The 18,167-nt window shown below is 63.9% G+C and carries 18 protein-coding genes and 1 tRNA gene; 6 read left to right on the top strand and 13 right to left on the bottom strand.

Features of this window, described 5'->3' with window-relative positions:
* Positions 1 to 495 precede the first annotated feature (495 nt).
* Positions 496 to 879: a DUF6173 family protein gene (locus A9995_RS07600; RefSeq protein WP_067610933.1), complete on the top strand. Its 384-nt coding sequence runs from the start codon at positions 496 to 498 to the stop codon at positions 877 to 879.
* 69 nt (positions 880 to 948) lie between these two features.
* On the opposite strand, the gene A9995_RS16605 is transcribed toward A9995_RS07600, so the two are convergent.
* The 3 genes from A9995_RS16605 to A9995_RS07595 form a co-directional block, all read right to left on the bottom strand.
* A complete protein-coding gene (locus A9995_RS16605; RefSeq protein WP_145916854.1) occupies positions 949 to 1,302 on the bottom strand; it encodes a hypothetical protein in 354 nt (117 codons plus the stop codon).
* A 524-nt stretch (positions 1,303 to 1,826) separates the two neighbouring features.
* Positions 1,827 to 2,261 carry a hypothetical protein gene (locus tag A9995_RS16600; protein WP_145916853.1) on the bottom strand — a complete coding sequence of 145 codons (435 nt, stop codon included), beginning with the start codon at positions 2,259 to 2,261 and terminating at the stop codon, positions 1,827 to 1,829.
* A 136-nt stretch (positions 2,262 to 2,397) separates the two neighbouring features.
* Positions 2,398 to 2,487: transfer RNA gene (locus tag A9995_RS07595), tRNA-Ser, on the bottom strand.
* 184 nt (positions 2,488 to 2,671) lie between these two features.
* Between A9995_RS07595 and hspQ the strand changes: the two genes are divergently transcribed.
* Positions 2,672 to 3,052 carry a heat shock protein HspQ gene (gene hspQ, locus A9995_RS07590; protein WP_067610931.1) on the top strand — a complete coding sequence of 127 codons (381 nt, stop codon included), beginning with the start codon at positions 2,672 to 2,674 and terminating at the stop codon, positions 3,050 to 3,052.
* Positions 3,053 to 3,085: 33 nt separating this feature from the next.
* On the opposite strand, the gene A9995_RS07585 is transcribed toward hspQ, so the two are convergent.
* On the bottom strand, positions 3,086 to 3,991 hold the full coding sequence (locus A9995_RS07585) for an ABC transporter permease (RefSeq protein WP_082992557.1): 906 nt from the start codon (positions 3,989 to 3,991) through the stop codon (positions 3,086 to 3,088).
* A gap of 88 nt (positions 3,992 to 4,079) precedes the next feature.
* Here A9995_RS07585 and A9995_RS07580 point away from each other — a divergent pair, with 88 nt between their 5' ends.
* The 3 genes from A9995_RS07580 to A9995_RS07570 all read left to right on the top strand — a co-directional run bounded on the left by A9995_RS07580 (position 4,080) and on the right by A9995_RS07570 (position 6,812).
* Positions 4,080 to 4,808 carry a GcrA family cell cycle regulator gene (locus A9995_RS07580; protein WP_067610928.1) on the top strand — a complete coding sequence of 243 codons (729 nt, stop codon included), beginning with the start codon at positions 4,080 to 4,082 and terminating at the stop codon, positions 4,806 to 4,808.
* A 174-nt stretch (positions 4,809 to 4,982) separates the two neighbouring features.
* Positions 4,983 to 6,182: a diguanylate cyclase gene (locus A9995_RS07575; protein WP_067610926.1), complete on the top strand. Its 1,200-nt coding sequence runs from the start codon at positions 4,983 to 4,985 to the stop codon at positions 6,180 to 6,182.
* A gap of 105 nt (positions 6,183 to 6,287) precedes the next feature.
* Complete coding sequence (locus A9995_RS07570) at positions 6,288 to 6,812, top strand: DUF1993 family protein (RefSeq protein WP_067610924.1); 525 nt, start codon at positions 6,288 to 6,290, stop codon at positions 6,810 to 6,812.
* Between the two features lie 15 nt (positions 6,813 to 6,827).
* Here the strand turns inward: A9995_RS07570 and A9995_RS07565 are convergent, their stop codons facing one another.
* The 6 genes from A9995_RS07565 to A9995_RS07540 all read right to left on the bottom strand — a co-directional run bounded on the left by A9995_RS07565 (position 6,828) and on the right by A9995_RS07540 (position 12,708).
* Positions 6,828 to 7,508, bottom strand: coding sequence for a spermidine synthase (locus tag A9995_RS07565; protein ID WP_067611060.1), 681 nt, complete (start codon positions 7,506 to 7,508; stop codon positions 6,828 to 6,830).
* A 101-nt stretch (positions 7,509 to 7,609) separates the two neighbouring features.
* A complete protein-coding gene (gene pnp, locus A9995_RS07560; RefSeq protein WP_067610922.1) occupies positions 7,610 to 9,940 on the bottom strand; it encodes a polyribonucleotide nucleotidyltransferase in 2,331 nt (776 codons plus the stop codon).
* Between the two features lie 175 nt (positions 9,941 to 10,115).
* The gene (rpsO, locus tag A9995_RS07555; RefSeq protein ID WP_067610920.1) at positions 10,116 to 10,385 is read right to left on the bottom strand and encodes a 30S ribosomal protein S15; all 270 of its coding nucleotides are present in this window, start codon (positions 10,383 to 10,385) and stop codon (positions 10,116 to 10,118) included.
* Between the two features lie 5 nt (positions 10,386 to 10,390).
* Complete coding sequence (gene truB, locus A9995_RS07550) at positions 10,391 to 11,419, bottom strand: tRNA pseudouridine(55) synthase TruB (protein WP_067610918.1); 1,029 nt, start codon at positions 11,417 to 11,419, stop codon at positions 10,391 to 10,393.
* On the bottom strand, positions 11,416 to 12,108 hold the full coding sequence (locus A9995_RS07545) for a site-2 protease family protein (protein WP_067610916.1): 693 nt from the start codon (positions 12,106 to 12,108) through the stop codon (positions 11,416 to 11,418). The genes truB and A9995_RS07545 overlap by 4 nt, the downstream gene beginning before the upstream one ends.
* Before the next feature lie 24 nt (positions 12,109 to 12,132).
* A complete protein-coding gene (locus A9995_RS07540; RefSeq protein WP_067610914.1) occupies positions 12,133 to 12,708 on the bottom strand; it encodes a thymidine kinase in 576 nt (191 codons plus the stop codon).
* Positions 12,709 to 12,855: 147 nt separating this feature from the next.
* Between A9995_RS07540 and A9995_RS07535 the strand changes: the two genes are divergently transcribed.
* Complete coding sequence (locus A9995_RS07535; RefSeq protein ID WP_067610912.1) at positions 12,856 to 14,475, top strand: AbgT family transporter; 1,620 nt, start codon at positions 12,856 to 12,858, stop codon at positions 14,473 to 14,475.
* Between the two features lie 88 nt (positions 14,476 to 14,563).
* On the opposite strand, the gene rbfA is transcribed toward A9995_RS07535, so the two are convergent.
* The 3 genes from rbfA to infB all read right to left on the bottom strand — a co-directional run bounded on the left by rbfA (position 14,564) and on the right by infB (position 18,164).
* Complete coding sequence (gene rbfA, locus A9995_RS07530) at positions 14,564 to 14,959, bottom strand: 30S ribosome-binding factor RbfA (protein WP_067610910.1); 396 nt, start codon at positions 14,957 to 14,959, stop codon at positions 14,564 to 14,566.
* Positions 14,959 to 15,393 carry a PaaI family thioesterase gene (locus A9995_RS07525; RefSeq protein WP_067610908.1) on the bottom strand — a complete coding sequence of 145 codons (435 nt, stop codon included), beginning with the start codon at positions 15,391 to 15,393 and terminating at the stop codon, positions 14,959 to 14,961. The genes rbfA and A9995_RS07525 overlap by 1 nt, the downstream gene beginning before the upstream one ends.
* A gap of 206 nt (positions 15,394 to 15,599) precedes the next feature.
* The gene (infB, locus tag A9995_RS07520) at positions 15,600 to 18,164 is read right to left on the bottom strand and encodes a translation initiation factor IF-2 (RefSeq protein WP_067610906.1); all 2,565 of its coding nucleotides are present in this window, start codon (positions 18,162 to 18,164) and stop codon (positions 15,600 to 15,602) included.
* Between the last annotated feature and the right edge of the window lie 3 nt (positions 18,165 to 18,167).

Below are 18,167 nucleotides of genomic sequence, written 5' to 3'. Positions count from 1 at the left end.
ACGCTTCACTGGGAACCACGGCCTCTTTGTCTCGGCAGGCATATGTTCTCCTATTTCAGAGACTACCATGACCGCCGAAAGCTTCGTGATCAATGACTGCTAGCCACCCCAATTTCGGACCTTCGCGCAGTGGCGAGCGTCTACCGAAACCGGACTGGCTGCTTGCTGCGATCCTGCGCCAAAACCTGCCAGTCGGCAAACGACCCAATATCGGTCATAGCAATTAGTCCTAGCCGCCCCCGGAAAGCAGTCATTGCCGCGACCGCGCACTCGCAAATTCCCGGATTGTGAACTACGTGGAACCTTGCTCTTGATCAACGGATCCTAGATCCGAGCCCAAGTGCGTCTACCATATTTCATTGACAGATACGGCAGTTTAACCGCGAATACAGGAAGGCTGACGGCTGCTATAAGTGTACTTTTCAGCGTATTTTCTGCCGCTGCGGAACGGCTCAGTGTCTGATAGGTCTTCTTTCAACACTTCGGAGAAACTACATGAACGACACCTTCGCTCGAATAACAGCGCCCGAGGTTCAAATCCCGAAGCTTCACATCCCAAAAGCACCTGCAAACTGGGCTTATGAGCGCATCGCTCGTCAGATAAATGACTTTGAGGCTGATTTGTCCGAGGGAGAAGAGATTGGTCTCCGCCTCGTGGCGACGCCTGATACAAGTGTCATGCACATTGTGGACGTAGGATATTGGGGGCCAGATATGCTCATCTATTACGGTGAGAACGAGCGTGGCAAACCGATGCAGCTTCTTCAACATTACACGCAGATGAGCATACTGCTAACCGCAGTCCCGAAGGTTGAGGAAAAGCCCCGACGGATAGGCTTTCACCTCATCGAGAAGATCGAGCCGTCCGAAGACGACTGATCGTATGAACTGCGCGCTGGACCCGAAGGCCCTGAGCGCAGAACACCCGTAAGAGGTTAAAGATACCGGCTAACGGCGCAGCGTAAACTTGAGAACCGCGCTATTGTTGTGCGATGTACAACGCTGACCGGTCGAAGAGTGGTCATGGTTATGCTGGTAGAGGTAATACCGGCTTTTTGCGCCACAGACTGGTAGCGACCAGTTGGAGTTAGACCTAAACTCATAGGTTGGTCGGCCGTTACGGCTACCGTATGACATATCCCATCCATACCACGAACGAAATTCGCCTTTGTCATCGTCGGGAATTTCGGAGGCATCCTCCTGAAGGTACTCCTCAGTTATGTAATCTAAATCAGATTCATCAACGTTTAGAAGTTCGGCGGTTTTAGTTTTTGCTTCGTCTGTGCTCAGTTCCTGATCCATAGTTATCTCCTGTATGAATGCCGCACATGAGGCTTCATGTGCTCAAATTAATGTATTCGGTAACAGATGATTCTTGCAAGACATTTGGTTTTTTAGCATTCTCACCTCGCGCCCCACCGCCATCGACCGTCGCGCCACCTGAGGCAGTCCGCTTCCTCCCATTAAACTGTCAAACGCAGACTGTCGCAAAACCACCCCAATTTCGGACCATAGCGAGCGATCCCGCATTGCCCATAAGCGGACGGGCAGCTTTGGATGGGTCGCCCCATAGGGCAGCTACCACCCGCATCGCTTGCCAGCAAAGAACCGCTTGCTCGAATCGTTCGCGCTCTGTTCTAAAGGGGAATGCGCTACATGATCGAAAAGCCGGACGGCTCGCCGCTTACAGATGCCGATGGTAGGCAGCACTTGTCTGAGTCTCTGGCGGAGGCGCGAAAGTGAGTGATGGATGGAGAGCGGGTGCGCGCAAGGAAGCCGGACGATTGCGGGGGACCGGAAAGGCACTCTGATTAGCCGGATGCTGCCTAAACAAGTTTTTCGACGACACCCACAGCTGGCACGACGACCAAAGCGACTAGAACGCCAAGGCATCCACCAGAGGGCTTTGAGGGTGTCAACCGGTCGCCATATTGAACGGTGGGGGGCTTTTCGCCACCTAGCTGCACTCGCAGACGTAAGCCTGCGGGGCGACCACCTTTAAATTCGACTTTGGCGAGGCAACCTTTTCCCTCTTTTACAATTGCCCGAAAAAGCCAGCTGTCGCTTAGGATATAACCGACAGTGTCGCCGTCCATGTTATCGACGCGAAGCGCGATCCCCTCATCGGCATGAGGATTGCCTTGTTCGATTACGAGATCGACATAGTCACCAACCTTGGTCGCCTTAACCGCGTCTCGATAATGCGACTCCCCGACGATACTGGTTTCATACGTCTTAGGCTCTGTAGGTCGCTTAGCCATCCGTCCCCCCGGAGTTGCACGACCACGATACTTGGATGCGTAGCACAAGCAACCAATCAAGCGCCGCACCTATCGGGGAACGGTTATGGGAACCGGCCCGCTTCACCGGGAAAACTTCAATAAAATCAGAGGTAAGTGGCGGAGAGGGAGGGATTCGAACCCTCGGAACGCTTGCGCGCTCAACAGTTTTCGAGACTGCCCCGTTCGACCACTCCGGCACCTCTCCGCAGCGCCGTTTGGCGCACGCTGGCGGGGCGAATGCCCGCCTCCCGGTCGTTGGGAAGCCGCGCGCCTAGCCCAAGGCCCAGGCGGGAGCAAGTCGAAATATCGGCTGCGCAGGCGCAAAACGGGGGATGGGAACCAGGCGGTTACTTGTTACGGGCGCGCGGCACCCCATATCCTGTGCTCTCATGGATCGTGCCCTGTTCTTCTCGCCCCAAGCCGGTCGCACCATCGATGCGCCCGAGCTGGCCCGCACGCGGTTCGCCATCGGCGATGTTGTGCGCCATCGCATGTTCGATTTCCGCGGGGTAATCTTCGATATCGACCCGGTCTTCGCCAACAGCGACGAATGGTACGATTCGATCCCCGAGGGCATCCGCCCCGATCGCAACCAGCCGTTCTACCATCTCTTCGCGGAGACCGACGAGTCGAGTTACACCGCCTATGTCAGCCAGCAGAACCTGGTGAGCGATTCGCTGGGCGGTCCGGTCGAGCATCCCGAGGTCGACCAGATGTTCGACCAGTTCGAGGATGGGCGCTACCGCGTGCTCCGGTCGCTGACTCACTGAGGGTCGGCGCGGCGAAGGCCGAGGCCCCAAACGCTAGCTCTTGATCTTCCAGCCCGACTTGAGCAGCCGGTAGCACAGGACTGCCAGCAGCAAATTGAACACCGCGAGCCCCGCCCCGGCCCAGACGATCGCTTGCACGCCCTCGCCGATGTCACTTTCCCCGAGGAAACCGTAGCGAAAGCCCGAGATCACGTAGAAAAACGGGTTGAAGCGGCTGATCGCCTGGAACAGCGGCGACAGATTGTCGATCACGTAGAATGTGCCGGAGAGCAGGCTGAGCGGCGCAATCACGAAATTGGTCACCGCGGCATTGTGGTCGAACTTCTCCGCCCAGATCGAGGCCAGCAGCCCCATCAGCGCGAGCATGGTCGAGCCCATCAGTCCGAACCAGACGATCGCCAAGGGTTGCGCCGCGTGGAGCGTGACCCCGGGATAGAGCGCCATCGCCAGCCCCACGGTACAGCCGACCGCCAGCGCTCGGGTCACCGCTGCAGCAACGATGCCGGTCATCAGTTCGCCTTCGGAAAGCGGCGGCATCAGCAGATCGATGATGGTGCCCTGGATTTTCCCCGAGAGCAGCGAGAAGCTGGAATTGGCGAAGCCGTTCTGCATCATGCCCATCACGATCAGCCCCGGGGCGACGAAATCGCCGAAGGGGACGCCCAGCACTTCGCGACCGCCGCGGCCCAGCGCGACGGTGAAAATCACCAGAAACAGCAGCGTGGTGACCGCCGGCGCCCAGATAGTCTGGGTCTGCACCTTGAGAAACCGGCGGATCTCCTTAATATAGAGGCTCCACAGCCCGATGCGGTTGATGCCGGTGATCACCGGCTGACCGTGCGGCGCGAACCGGACTCCTGCGGCGCTGCCAGCGCTCTCGATCAAAGGGGGCGCGGCGCCTGCCGTGTCCGGGGCGGAGTTCGGGACTTGATCGGCCATGGGCGCGCGCCTACGTCGATGCAGCCCCGCTGACAAGCACGCTTCCGCGCGACCTGCCGGACGCCTATCCAAAAATGGAAAGATCTGAATGAGCTGGACCGACGAACGCATCGCGACCTTGAAGAAGATGTGGGAAGGCGGCTCGACCGCCAGCCAGATTGCCGAGGAGCTGGGTGGGGTCAGCCGCAACGCGGTGATCGGCAAGGCGCATCGCCTCGACCTCAAGGCACGCCCTTCCCCGGTCAAGACGGCCGAGAAGAAGGCGGTCGCCGTCAAGAAGGCCAAGCCAGCGGCAAAACCGGTTGCGAAAAAACCGCAAGCTAGCGCCGATGCGCCTCCTGCCCAGCCTTCGCCCGCGCCCACACGCGCCGCCCCGGCCACCGAGCCGGTTGCAGATCGCCAGCCCGAGCCGGAAGCCGAGCCGGCGGCAGGCGCCTCGTCGGGCCATTCGCAACCGATGCCCAACCGCTCCTCCAACCTGCCAAAGATCGTCTCGGTCGGTCCCGGTGGTTTCCTGCGCCAGGGTCCCGGCGACCAGCAGCCCCCGATCCCGCCGGCCCCGCCGCGTCGCCTGGTTCCGGCCAAGCCGAGCCCCGAGATCGCCGACAAGACCAGCCTGCTCGACCTGAGCGAAAAGGTCTGTCGCTGGCCGATGGGTCATCCCGGCGAACCCGATTTCCACTTCTGCGGCACCGCAGTGAACCCCGGCTTTCCCTATTGCGTCGAACATTGCGGCCGGGCCTATCAAGCGCAGCTGCCCCGCGGTTCGCGCCGCCCCCCGCCCCCGCTGCCGTTCGGCGGCCCGCGCGTTCGCTGATATGATCCCTCCGACCGACCGGGTGCACCCGGTCGGTCGGAAGAGCTCTCGTTCATGCTTTGGCAACCAGTTTCGTTGACTCTCGCGACAGCTGTCCCGGGGTAGGCTGCGCGATGGTCCCGTCCCGGCATTAGCGCCGGGCGGGTGTCGCTCGGGGGAGTTCAACACAGCGTCATGGACTGGGCGAGCATCACCTTCGGCGCCTTCCTGGCGACGGCGACGATTTTCGTCCTGATAACGCTGGCGCTGTTTCCGGTGGTCCGGCGTCGGTTCCTGCTCTGGCTTTCGGCGCGCACCGCGATGATCGGGCTGATGGCGGTGATGTTCATGTCGCCAGACATCCCGATCGGCCTGACCGAAGCGCAAGTGAAGCTTATCGGCGGGATCGCGAATACGCTCAGCATCGCCGTCGCGGGGCCTTTCCTCGCCTCCTACATCGAACGCAAATATTTGCTCGACGGAACCCGTCGGCTGCTGCGATCGGTGTTCCCCATCGGCCTGATCCTGGCGGGAATTATCCCGCTCGTCCCGCATGTGCCAGGCCTGACCAATGTCCCCGAGACCGGGCTGCTGGTACTTATCGCGATCATCGTTTTCGGTCTGGGCAAGGCCATCTCGCTGGGCAGCCGCGCCGCGACCTTCCAGGCGGTCGCCTGGTCCGGCGGGATCGCGGTCGGCCTGTACCTGCTGATATACGAGATCGTTACCGGGGTTGAAGTCGACTTCTGGACTACCGCGGTGCTTGCCGCATTGGCGCTCGAGTTCATCGTCACTTCGATGGGGGTAGTCGACGGCTTCATGGATTTGCGCCGCCAGCGCGATGCCGCGCTTGCCGAAGTCGAGGCAGCCACGCTGGCGATCGCCACCGACCCGCTTACCGGGCTCGCCAACCGGCGCGGGCTGCTGCGGCATTACGAGGAGAGCGAGCGAGGCCGGCCCCATGGCGTGGCACTGATCGATTGCGATCATTTCAAGCGGATCAACGACCGCTACGGTCATGATGTCGGCGACGAGGTGCTGGTCGCGATCGGCAGGGGACTGAACGGCGAGAATGTCTTTGCAGCGCGGCTTGGCGGCGAGGAATTCGTCGTCCTGCTTTATGGCGACGACTGGCAGAGCCTGGCGGAGAGAGCGCGACAAAGGGTCACCTCGGCGGTGATCGAGCATGTCGCAGGCCTGGGCACAAGCGTGACAGCGAGCGCAGGCATCGCCCAGTTGCACGACGGCGAATCGCTCGCCAGTGCGATGAAACGCGCCGACCGGGCCCTTTACGCAGCGAAGGATGCAGGGCGCGACCGCTCGCTGGCGATGATCCCCTTCGACGGCTCTCCCTCGGGTGCCAGCGCACCACCTCCCTTGCGCGCCATCGGCTGAACCATCGCTCCAGTAGCGTGGCAAATACAGCCACCTTGTGCACCGAATCCCTTGGCGCACAGGCGCGATCCGCTATGCAGGCCGCAACCAATCGGGAGTTACTCTATGCCGCTATCGCTTCACGCCGCCTTCATCCCCAGCGCCCTGCAGATCATCGACAGCACCAGGGGTCTGGTCGATCGCGGCGAGAGCTGGTGCAGCGAGCAGGAGCACGATCCCGCACATGTCCTTTCGGCCCGTATCTATGAGGACATGCTTCCCTTCACCTATCAAGTGGCGAGTGTGGCCGGGCATACGGCCGGAGCGCTCGCAGGCTTGACGAACGGCGTGTTCCAGCCCGACCTGTCGCCGCCGCCCGAGAGCTTCGACGGCCTGCGCGACAAATTGGCCGGGGCGCGCGACGCGCTCGAGCAGGTTTCCGAGGACGATCTAGAGCAGGCAATCGGGCGCGACATGCGGTTCGAATTCCGCGCCTACAAGCTGGAGTTTACGGCCGACGAATTCCTGCTGAGCTTCAGCCAGCCCAATTTCTACTTCCATGCCGCCACCGCCTACGACATCCTGCGGATGCTGGGCGTTCCGATCGGCAAGCGGGATTTCAACGGTCGGATGCGGCTCAAGCAGGGCTGAAGCTGCCCGCGCCCGTCACGATGCCCGCGCGAACCAGATCGTGTGGTACGGACCCTTGTTGTTGGGCCGCGCGCGGACCCGGCGCTCCTCGACCTCGAAACCGGCATCCTTCAAACGCCCGCGAAACTTCAGATCGGGACCGGCGGACCACACCGCCAGGACTCCGCCTGGTTTGAGCGCATCGCGCGAGCGGGCGATACCGGTACGGGTGTAGAGCCGCTCGTTGCCATCGCGCACGATGCCGTCGGGCCCATTGTCGACATCGAGCAGGATCGCATCGAATTTCGGGCTGGTGCCGTCATTGGCATCGTCGATCAGCGCCGCGACATCGCACAGCACGACTTCGCCGCGCGGATCGTCGAGCGTCGACCCGGTGAGATGCGCCAGCGGGCCGCGCGCCCAGGCGAGGATTTCGGGCACTACCTCGGCGACCACCACCCGGCCAGCCGCCGGGATCGCCGCCAGCGCGGCGCGATAGGTGAAGCCCATGCCGTAGCCGCCGATCAGCACTCGCGGCGCGGGGCCTGTGATCTGCTCGAGCGTTAGCTCGGCGAGCTGCTCCTCGCTGAACTGCATCCGCGTCCCCATCAGCTCGTCGCGGCCGAGCATGATGATGTGATCACGCCCATGGCTGACCAGGGTTAGCGTGTCGCCGCCGGGGATCTCGGCGGTGGCAAGGGTTTCGCGCGGCAGCATCAGGTTCTCCAAACGAAAGGGGCCGCGAATGGATCGCGGCCCCGGTCTTATCGTGAATTCAGCCGGGCTTGAACCCGGTTGAGATGTCGTTCCTTGAGGGATCAATCCTTGAGGAAGTCGGGCACATGCGCGCCGCCATCGCTCGAACCGCCGCCGTCGCTGTCGCGATTGCCGCGGCCGCCACGATCGCCGCCACGGTCACGGCCACCGCCGCCACCACCGCCGCTGCGCGGCCCACGACGATCTCCGCCGCGTTCGCCGCCACGGCCACCGCCACGCTCGCCGCCGCCTTCACGCTTTTCGCGCGGGGGGCGGGTATCTTCGAGCTCTTCACCGGTTTCCTGGTCGACCACACGCATCGACAGGCGCACCTTGCCGCGCTGGTCGATCTCGAGGACCTTGACCTTCACGGCCTGGCCTTCCGACACGACGTCGGTCGGCTTCTCGACGCGCTCGTTCTTCATCTCTGACACGTGGACGAGACCGTCCTTGCCACCCATGAAGTTCACGAAGGCGCCGAAGTCGACGATGTTGACGACCTTGCCGTCGTAGACCTTGCCGACTTCCGCTTCCTCGACGATGCCGAGGATCCATTTGCGAGCAGCCTCGATCTCGTCGACGTTCGAGGAGCTGATCTTGATCATGCCCTCGTCGTCGATGTCGACCTTGGCGCCGGTCTCGGCGACGATCTCGCGGATAACCTTTCCGCCGGTGCCGATAACGTCGCGGATCTTCGACTTGTCGATCTGCAACGTCTCGATGCGCGGGGCATGCTTGCTGACTTCGCCGCGGGCAGTGCCCAGCGCCTTAGTCATTTCGCCGAGGATGTGCGTACGGCCGGCCTTGGCCTGCTCAAGCGCCTTGGCCATGATTTCCTGCGTGATGCCGGCGACCTTGATGTCCATCTGCATGGTGGTGATGCCGGCTTCGGTGCCCGCAACCTTGAAATCCATGTCACCCAGATGGTCTTCGTCACCGAGGATGTCGCTGAGCACGGCGAACTGGTCGCCTTCCAGGATCAGGCCCATCGCGATGCCCGAAACCGGGCGTTCGATCGGAACACCGGCATCCATCATGCTGAGGCAGCCGCCGCAGACCGTCGCCATCGAGCTCGAGCCGTTGGACTCGGTGATGTCGGACAGAACGCGGATCGTGTAGGGGAAATCCTCACGCGACGGCAGCACCGGGTGCAGAGCGCGCCAGGCCAGCTTGCCGTGGCCGATCTCGCGACGGTTCGACCCGCCGAAGCGACCCACTTCGCCGACCGAATAGGGCGGGAAGTTGTAGTGCAGCATGAAGCTTTCGTAGGACAGGCCGCTGAGCCCGTCGATCATCTGCTCGGAATCCTTGGTGCCCAGCGTGGTGGTGCAGATCGCCTGCGTTTCACCGCGGGTGAACAGCGAAGAACCATGGGTGCGCGGCAGGAAGCCGACCATCGCCTCGATCGGGCGAACCTGATCGACTTTGCGGCCGTCGATACGGCGACCGTCCTTGAGGATCGCCTTGCGGACGATATCGCTTTCGAGCTTCTTCACCAGCTTGAGCTTGCCGAGATATTCGGCAGGATCGGAATGATCCAGGCTCTCGTAATGCGCGCGCGCCTTGGCGCGGGCATCGGCGATCGCGTTCTGGCGCTGCTGCTTGTCGGTGAGCTTGTAGGCGGCGTCGATATCGGCGCCGATCAGGCCGCGCAGCTCGTCGAGCGTCGCGGTCTTGTCTTCGACCGGATCGAGATCCCATGGGGTCTTGGCGGCCTGCTCGGCCAGTTCGACGATCGCGTTGATGACCTTGCGGTTCTCGTCATGGGCGAACATCACCGCGCCGAGCATTTCTTCCTCGGTCAGCTCCTTGGCTTCGGATTCGACCATCATCACGGCATCGTGCGTGGCGGCGACGATGAGATCGAGGCGGCCATCCACCAGCGTGGAGGTTTGTGCCGGGTTGAGCGTGTATTCGCCATCGACCATGCCGACGCGACAACCCGAGATCGGGCCCATGAAGGGCAGGCCGGAAATCGTCAGTGCAGCCGACGCGGCAATCATCGCGACGATATCGGGTTCGGTCTCGCCGTCATACGACAGGACCTGGCAGATCACGTTGATTTCGTTGTAGAAGCCTTCGGGGAACAGCGGACGGACCGGACGGTCGATCAACCGGCTGGTGAGCGTTTCCTTCTCGGTGGCGCCGCGTTCGCGCTTGAAGAAGCCACCCGGGATACGACCGGCGGCGGAGAATTTTTCCTGATAGTGGACGGTGAGCGGGAAGAAATCCTGCCCTTCCTTCAGGCTGCGGGCGGCGGTCACGGCGCAGAGCACCACGGTCTCGCCATAGGTGGCCAGCACGGCGCCATCGGCCTGACGGGCGATGTGGCCGGTTTCCAGCGTGAGGGTCTTTCCGCCCCACTCCAGTTCTACTTTCTTGATGTCGAACATTTGAATTCCTTCTGATCCCGCCTGCCACATTGCAGCGCGGGGCCTACATTGTCCGGGGATGCCGTCCCGGTCCGGTTGAGGGCGTTGGTCTGCCCCCGGGGCGCGCGGGCCGGATGCCCTCGCGCCGATAAGCGAAAGGGCGGCCCTTTACGGGAGCCGCCCTTCCACGAAACTCTTACTTTCTCAGACCCAGTTTCTGGATCAGCGAGTTGTACCGCTCGACGTCTTTCCTCTTGAGGTAGGCGAGCAGGTTACGGCGCTTGTTGACCATCATCAGCAGACCACGACGCGAATGATTGTCCTTGTGGTGGCCCTTGAAGTGACCGGTCAGGTTCTTGATGCGCTCGGTCAGGATCGCGACCTGGACTTCCGGCGAACCGGTGTCGCCCTCGGCCTGGGCGTTGTCCTTGATGATTTCCTGTTTCTTTTCGGCGGTAACCGTCATGCATTCTACTCCGCGACATCGGCTGTGTTGAAACCCCGGACGACCTTGGCCGTCCCTCCGACGATCTCCAGCAGCGCGACCGGATTATCCTCCAGCTTTGCAAAATAGAGCCCGTCTTTGTGGGGCAGTCCCGAAATCACCCGGCCCTGGCGGACCGCCTGCGCGCTATCGGGGTCGAGGGAAAGGGCCGGGATGTCGTCCAGCCCCGCCTCCAGCGGCAGAAGCGATTGGTGAAGAGGCGCGCCCTTACCGATTTCGTTCAGAGTGTCCAGTGAAATCGCCTGTTCCTCGGCGAACGGACCGGCTTTCGTGCGCCTGAGATAAGTCACATGGCCGACCGTTCCCAGCGCACGCGCGATGTCCCGCGCCAGCGAGCGGATATAGGTGCCCTTGCTGACATGCGCGACCAGCGTGACGCTGTCCGCCAGCTCCAGCGGTGCGCCCGGATCGTAGGGATCGGGGCGGCCCGTGGTGGTGGCGAAAGTGCTGACAAGATCGACCTGCTCAACATCCTCACAGTCATCCCCCGCATCGCGGAACAGCGACAGTTCGTGGATCGTCACCTGCCGCGGGGTCATCTCGACCTGTTCGCCCGCGCGGGCGCGGTCGTAGGCGCGCCTGCCGTCGATCTTGAGCGCCGAATAGGCGGGCGGCAGTTGCTCGATCTCTCCGGTGAAGTGCTCGAGCACCGCGCCGATCGCCAGCATCGGGGGTCGCCGGTCGGAGCGTTCGACCACCTCGCCCTCGGTGTCGAGCGTGTCGGTCTCCTCGCCGAACTGGATCGTGAATTCATAGACCTTGCTGGCATCGAGCATCCGCCCCGCCAGCTTGGTCGCCTCGCCCAGCGCGATCGGCAGCACGCCCTCGGCGAGCGGGTCGAGTGTCCCGCCATGGCCGACCTTGGTCTTGGCATAGCCCGCCTCGCGCAGCACGCGCTTGACCGCGCCGACCGCCTGGGTCGAGCCCAGCCCGCGCGGCTTGTCGAGCACCAGCCAGCCATCGGGCTTGATCGTGGAATTGGGCGCAGCGGTCATCCCGCGATCCCGCGCGCGATCCAGTCGGCGATGGCGAAATAGATGTCCTGCACCCACAGCACCGGAGGCAGGACGATGTTCTCGACCAGCCCGCTGTCGGGAAAAGCCCAGCTTGCACCGATGAGCACGACAATGAACACCATCCCTAGCGACTGGAGCCGCTGCCAATGGCGCTGGTAGCGCAGCGGGAGCAGCCCACCCAGAATGTGCGAGCCATCGAACGGCGGGATCGGCAGCAGGTTGAACAGCGCCAGAAAGATGTTGATGAGGATGAAATAGGTAAACCCCGTGAACAGCCAGGGGTTGGGTTCGACCCCTGCTGCCTGGCTCGCCCCCATGACGAGGCCGGCCATGACCGCGCCGAGCAGCGCCAGGAGCAGATTGGTCCCCGGCCCCGCCGCAGCCACCGCCATCATCCCGTAACGCGGGTTGTCGAGGCGGTCCTGCCGCACCGGGACCGGCTTGGCCCAGCCGAAGATCGGCCCGCCGAACAGCGCCAGCGCGCCCGGGACCAGCAGCGTGCCGATCGGATCGACATGGCGAATGGGGTTGAGGCTGAGGCGACGCTGCTCCTTGGCGGTCGGGTCGCCCAGCATCAGCGCCACCCAGCCATGCGCGACTTCATGGAAGACGATCGCGACGATCAGGCACGGGATCAGGATCGCCGCGAGGATTAGGGTTTCGAGCATGGGGGCTAGATAGGGGCTCGGCGCTCAGCCCGCCAGCGCCTCGCTGAAATGGCGGCGACACAATGCGAGATAGCGGTCGTTGCCGCCGATCTCGGTCTGCGCGCCTTCGGCAACCGCCCTGCCCTGTCCATCGACGCGCAGATTCATCGTTGCCTTGCGTCCGCAATGGCACACGCCCTTGAGCTCGACGAGCTTGTCGGCGATGCCGAGCAGCGCGGCCGCGCCTTCGAACAGCTCGCCCTTGAAATCGGTTCGCAGCCCATAGCAGACCACCGGCACGCTGCCCTCGTCGGTGAGCTTAGCCAATTGCCAGACCTGCTCGCGGGTGAGGAACTGCGCTTCGTCCACCATCACGCAGTCGATCGGGGTGGCGGCATGGACCTCCATCACCTCCTGCCACAGATCGGTATCGGATTTGAACCGATGGGCACCGGTCTCGAGCCCGATGCGGCTGCGGATCATACCCGACGATCGCGTGTCGAGTGCGGCGGTCCACAGCATGGTGCGCATCCCGCGCTCGCGATAGTTGAAATCTGCCTGCAACAGCGTGGAGCTCTTCCCCGCATTCATGCTGGCATAATAGAAATAGAGCTTGGCCATGACTCTACCGCTAGCGCGGCGCTGCGCCGCGCGCGAGTCCGCAGATCGGCCATTTTTCGACAGTTTCGCGGTTAAGCGGGGCGACAGGTGCAAACCGCAATGTTAGCCCCACGCGCAAGACAGCAACGGTTTCGGGAGAACCATAGGGTGGCAGAGGCAATCGCGGCGGAGTCGACGCAGAAGGGTGTTCTGGGCTGGATCGAACGAAGCGGCAACAAATTGCCCGATCCGGTGTTCCTGTTCTTCTGGCTGATCGCCATTCTGATGGTGATCTCGATCATCGCCAGCATTCTCGGCTGGTCCGCGCTCCACCCGACCGAGATCGACGAGGCAACCGGCGGGGCGCTGGTTATCGAAGCCGCCAGCCTGCTGTCGGCGGAGAATATCCAGCGCTTGTGGGTCGAGATGCCCATGACCTTCACCCATTTCCACCCGCTGGGCTACGTGCTCGTGGTGATGCTGGGCGCAGGCGTGGCCGAGCGTGCCGGACTGTTCGGCACCGCGATGCGCGCCGGCGTACGCAACGCCCCCACGGTGCTGCTGACCCCGATCGTCTGCCTGGTGGGCATGATCGGCAACCTCGCTGCCGATGCCGCCTATGTGGTGCTCATCCCGCTTGCGGGAATCATCTTTCACGCCGCCGGGCGCCATCCGGTAGCCGGGATCGCGGCCGCATTCGCAGGCGTGTCCGGCGGATTTTCCGCCAATTTCGTCCCCGGCCAGCTCGATGCGCTGCTGTTCGGGATCACCGAGGCGGCGGTCGAGACCGTGTTTGGCGAATTCACCGCCAACATCGCGGGCAACTGGTTCTTTATCGCCGCCATGACGGTGGTGTTCCTGCCGGTCATCTGGTTCGTTACCGACCGGATGATCGAACCGCGTCTCGGCACCTGGAACCCGGCCATGGCCGGTCGTGCCGGGACCGAGGAGCAGACCGACCGCGCACTGACCGCCGGGGAGCGCAAGGGGCTGGTTCGCGCCGGACTGGCTGCTCTCGCGGTCATCGCGCTCTGGGCCGGCTTCACCTTCGGCCCAGGCACGCCGCTGATCGACGAGACCGCGAGCCCCGAGGCGCAGCTCAATCCGTTCTATCAGAGCCTGGTGGGCGGCTTCTTCCTGCTCTTCCTGCTCGCCGGCTGGGCCTATGGCGCCGCGGCAGGCACGATCGGCAATCATCGCGATCTGGTGAAGATGATGTCGGGCGCGATGGAAGATCTGGCCTATTATCTCGTGCTGGCCTTCGCCGCGGCGCATTTCGTGGCGATGTTCGCCTGGTCCAATCTGGGGCTGATCCTTGCGGTCGGCGGAGCCGATTTCCTCGGCTCGTCCGGACTGCCCGCCTGGGCGCTGCTCGGAGCGATCGTGCTGGTCTCGGGGCTGCTCAACATCTTCGTCGGCTCGGCAAGCGCCAAATGGGCGCTGCTCGCACCGGTGCTGGTGCCGATGCTGATGCTGCTGGGGATCAGTCCGGAAATGTCCACCGCGGCCTATCGCGTGGGCGACGGGGCCACCAACATCATCACCCCGCTGATGGTCTATTTCCCGCTGATCCTGATTTTCTGCCAGCGTTGGCAAAAGGATTTCGGGCTCGGCAGCCTGGCCGCGACCATGCTGCCCTATTCGATCGGGCTGATGGCAGCCGGTCTCGCCATGACCATAGCCTGGGTCGCTCTCGACCTGCCGCTCGGCCCGGGGGCGAGCGTGTTCATGGAAGTGCCCACCACTATCGACCCGACCGCGCCCGCCACGCCGAGCGCGGCGCAATAGGATGGCGAGACGGCTGGCGTCGCCCCGGTGAAGGCCGGGGTGGCGCCAGCCACTCGGGAATCTCGTCAGGACTATCGCGGCGCGAGGATCACTCCTCGTCGAGGTCGCGCGCCACCTTGGGGTCGTTGAGCAATTGCTCGATCCGGCTCGCCTCGTCGAAGCTCTCGTCGGCGCGGAAGCTCAGCCTGGGGGCGAATTTCAACCCCAGCCGCTTGGCAACCTCGCGCTGGAAGAAGGCGGTGTTGGTGCGCAGAGCCTTGAGCACCACCGCCTCTTCCTCGCCCAGCAGCGGCTTCACATAGGCCTTGGCGTTGCGCAGATCGGGCGACATCCGCACCTCGGTAACCGAGATGGTGGTGGCGCTGAGCACAAGGTCATGCGCCTCTCCGCGCGCGAGCAGTTCGGACAATATATGCCGAACCCGCTCGCCCACCTTGAGCACGCGGACCGATTGCTGTTCGGGTGTGGCGGGATTGCGGGCCATCAGGAGGCTCCCTGCGGACGTGGTGTGTCAGGACGGGGGGTCGGGATCGCGGTGCTGGTGGCGCTGGCGAGCAGCGTGCCGTCCTCGGAGAGCAACTGGCCCTCGAGGAAGATGACCCGGCGCCCGCGCCGCACGACCCTGCCCTTGCCGATCAGCGGCCCGGCAGGGACCGGCCTGAGCAGGCTCATGCTGATCTCCAGATTGAGCGGCGCCTCGGCGTGATCGGTGGCCCAGACATGCGCCCAGCCCATCGCCTCGTCGAGAAAGCCCGCAACCAGCCCGCCCTGCACGCTGCCGCGCGGGGTGATGAAGCTGGCAGGCGCGGTGAAGCGCAGCGTGATCTCCTCGCGTGCCGCGTCGAAGCTGTCGAATTCGACACCCATCAGATCGGCATGCGCGGCGTCCGGATTATGCGGGCGTTCGGCGTTACTCATGATCGACCCGTATCAACCCTTCGTCCACTGGCTGTTCCTCAATACCTCGCCCGGCGCGCGCAGGGCAGGCCCGGTCACCCGGTCTGCACCACGAACAGCAGGTCCCCGGCGAAATAGACCACCCCCAGAGCCACCGCGATCACCGCCCCGACAAGGCCGAGGATGGCGAACCCGCGGCTCGGTCGGTAGGCCATGCCCGGTTCCCGCTACAGCGTGCGTTCGCGCAGCTCTACCTCGAACACCTCGAGCTGGTCGCCCGCCTTGATGTCGTTGGTGTCCTCGAGGACCACGCCGCATTCGAGACCGGCGCGGACTTCGTCCACATCGTCCTTGAAGCGTCGCAGCGACGCGATGGTGGTCGCCGAAACGATGACATCGTCGCGAGTGAGACGGGCAAACAGACCCTTGCGGATGACGCCCTCCTCGACCAGCAGACCGGCGGCCTTGTCCTTCTTGCCCGAACGGAACACTTCCTTGACCAGGGCACGCCCGACGACGGTCTCGATCCGCTCCGGACCAAGCTCGCCCGCCATCTCCTTCGCGACCTCCTCGGTCACGTGATAGATGACGTCGTAATACATCATCCGGACCTTATCGCGCGCGATCAGCTGGCGCGCCTTGGCATTGGGACGCACGTTGAAGCCGATGATCGGCGCGTTGGATGCGGCCGCAAGGCTGACATCGCTCTCGGTGATCGCGCCGGCGCCGGCATGCAGCACGCGGACCTTGATCTCGTCGTTCGAGAGATTGTGCAGCGCGGTGTTGATCGCCTCGACCGAGCCCTGGACGTCCGCCTTGACCACCACCGGCCATTCGATGACGTTCGACTGGAGGTTGGTGAACATGGTGTCGAAGCTGGTCGGCGCGAGCGCAGTGCGGCTCTCGGTGGCTTTTTCCTGACGGTATTCGGCCACTTCGCGAGCGCGCTGCTCGTTCTCGACCACGGTGAGCTGGTCGCCCGCCTTGGGGACGCCGCCCAGACCAAGGACCTCGACCGGCATCGAAGGGCCGGCTTCCTTGATCTGCTTGCCCGTGAAATCGACCACCGCGCGGACCCGGCCGCTCTGGGTGCCGACCACGAAGGCATCGCCGCGCTTGAGCGTGCCGCGCGTCACCAGCACCGTCGCGACGGGGCCGCGGCCCTTGTCGAGCTGCGCTTCGATAACCGTGGCTTCGGCCGGACGATCGGGACGCGCCTTGAGCTCGAGCAGTTCGGCCTGGACCGCGATCGCTTCGAGCAATTCGTCGAGACCTTCCTTCTTGAGCGCGGAAATCTCAACGTCCTGCACTTCGCCCGACATCTTCTCGACGATGACCTCGTGCTCGAGCAGGCGGGTACGGATCTTGTCCGGATCGGCTCCGGGCTTGTCCATCTTGTTGATCGCCACGATCATCGGGACGCCCGCCGCATGGGTATGGCGGATGGCCTCGATGGTCTGCGGCATGATGCCGTCATCGGCGGCTACGACCAGCACCACCAGATCGGTGACATTGGCGCCGCGCTGGCGCATCTCGGTAAAGGCGGCGTGGCCAGGCGTGTCGAGGAAGGTGACCATGTCGCCGTTCTTCGTCTTCACCTGGTAGCTGCCGATGTGCTGGGTGATGCCACCGGCCTCGCCCTTGGTCACATTGGTCCCGCGCAGCGCATCGAGCAGGCTGGTTTTGCCGTGATCGACATGGCCCATGATGGTGACCACCGGCGGGCGCGGACGCAGCGTTTCCTCGGGATCGAGATCCTGCTCGACCGGAATGTCGACATCGGATTCCGACACGCGCTGGATGCGGTGGCCGAATTGCTCGACCAGCAGCTCAGCGGTGTCCTGATCGATAGTCTGGTTGACGGTGACCATCATCCCCAGGTTGAACAGTTCCTTGACCAGCTGGGCGCCCTTTTCGGCCATGCGGTTGGCCAGTTCCTGCACCGTGATCGCCTCGGGGACGATCACATCGCGGGCCTGCTTCTCGCGCGGCGTGGAGGGGCCGCCATGGGTGCGGCGTTCCTTCTCGCGCGCTCGCTTGAGCGCGGCCAGCGAACGGGCGCGGCGGCCCTCGTCCTCGTTGAGCGCGCGGTTGACGGTCAGCTTGCCGCCGCGCCGCTTGTCGGGCTCCTCGCGGACCGGCTTCTCGTCCTTCTTTTCCTTCTTGGGGCGCTTGATCTCGGGGCGCGCTACCGGGGTGAACCGGCGCGGCGCAGGCGCTGCCGCGCCTTCGGCATCGGCTTCGGGCTCGGCGGCAGTCGCTTCGGGACCGGCGTCGGGCGCGGCTTCAGCCTTCGCTTCGGCACTGGCCGCAGCGGGAGCGTCGGGCGCAGCGTCGACTTTGGATTCGGGTGCCGGCTCCTCGGCCGCCTTGGCTTCGGCCTTGCGGTTGTCCTCGGCGCGCTGTTTCTCGTCCTCGGCGGCCTGGCGGGCAGCCTCGTCCTCGCGCTTGCGCGCTTCCTGGCCCTGCAGCAGACGCGCTTCCTCGGCTTCGCGCTGGAGACGCGCAACGCGCTCCTGCGGCGTTTCGCCCGAGGGGTCCTTCTTGACCGGAGCGGCCCGAGCCGTCGGTGCGGGCGTCGGGGCTGGCGCTGGCGCGGGTGCCGGTTCGGGCGTTGCCGGCGGCGGAGGCGGAGGCGCCTCGCCCGGCTTCACGAGCTTGCGGCGCCGCTTCACCTCGACCGCGACCTTGTTGGTGCGGCCATGGCTGAAGGTCTGCTTGACCTCGCCGGATTCGACCGACCGTTTGAGGCCGAGTGGTTTGCGGGCAGGCTTCTGGTCTTCGTCGCTCATCTA

This window comes from Erythrobacter sp. QSSC1-22B, from assembly GCF_001678665.1.
Taxonomy (GTDB): Bacteria; Pseudomonadota; Alphaproteobacteria; order Sphingomonadales; family Sphingomonadaceae; genus Qipengyuania.
The sequence above is the reverse complement of the archived record's forward strand: the minus strand, read 5'-3'. Positions and strand labels throughout refer to the sequence as shown.

Bases quoted from the DNA above. Each gene is read 5' to 3' on its own strand.
- A9995_RS07545 (WP_067610916.1), bottom strand. From the start codon at position 12,108: ATGCTCGAAACCCTAATCCTCGCGGCGATCCTGATCCCGTGCCTGATC.
- A9995_RS07585 (WP_082992557.1), bottom strand. From the start codon at position 3,991: ATGGCCGATCAAGTCCCGAACTCCGCCCCGGACACGGCAGGCGCCGCG.
- A9995_RS07570 (WP_067610924.1), top strand. From the start codon at position 6,288: ATGCCGCTATCGCTTCACGCCGCCTTCATCCCCAGCGCCCTGCAGATC.
- A9995_RS07575 (WP_067610926.1), top strand. From the start codon at position 4,983: ATGGACTGGGCGAGCATCACCTTCGGCGCCTTCCTGGCGACGGCGACG.
- A9995_RS07565 (WP_067611060.1), bottom strand. From the start codon at position 7,508: ATGCTGCCGCGCGAAACCCTTGCCACCGCCGAGATCCCCGGCGGCGAC.
- infB (WP_067610906.1), bottom strand. From the start codon at position 18,164: ATGAGCGACGAAGACCAGAAGCCTGCCCGCAAACCACTCGGCCTCAAA.
- truB (WP_067610918.1), bottom strand. From the start codon at position 11,419: ATGACCGCTGCGCCCAATTCCACGATCAAGCCCGATGGCTGGCTGGTG.
- hspQ (WP_067610931.1), top strand. From the start codon at position 2,672: ATGGATCGTGCCCTGTTCTTCTCGCCCCAAGCCGGTCGCACCATCGAT.
- A9995_RS16605 (WP_145916854.1), bottom strand. From the start codon at position 1,302: ATGGATCAGGAACTGAGCACAGACGAAGCAAAAACTAAAACCGCCGAA.
- A9995_RS07540 (WP_067610914.1), bottom strand. From the start codon at position 12,708: ATGGCCAAGCTCTATTTCTATTATGCCAGCATGAATGCGGGGAAGAGC.
- A9995_RS07580 (WP_067610928.1), top strand. From the start codon at position 4,080: ATGAGCTGGACCGACGAACGCATCGCGACCTTGAAGAAGATGTGGGAA.
- rbfA (WP_067610910.1), bottom strand. From the start codon at position 14,959: ATGGCCCGCAATCCCGCCACACCCGAACAGCAATCGGTCCGCGTGCTC.
- A9995_RS07600 (WP_067610933.1), top strand. From the start codon at position 496: ATGAACGACACCTTCGCTCGAATAACAGCGCCCGAGGTTCAAATCCCG.
- A9995_RS16600 (WP_145916853.1), bottom strand. From the start codon at position 2,261: ATGGCTAAGCGACCTACAGAGCCTAAGACGTATGAAACCAGTATCGTC.
- rpsO (WP_067610920.1), bottom strand. From the start codon at position 10,385: ATGACGGTTACCGCCGAAAAGAAACAGGAAATCATCAAGGACAACGCC.
- A9995_RS07525 (WP_067610908.1), bottom strand. From the start codon at position 15,393: ATGAGTAACGCCGAACGCCCGCATAATCCGGACGCCGCGCATGCCGAT.
- pnp (WP_067610922.1), bottom strand. From the start codon at position 9,940: ATGTTCGACATCAAGAAAGTAGAACTGGAGTGGGGCGGAAAGACCCTC.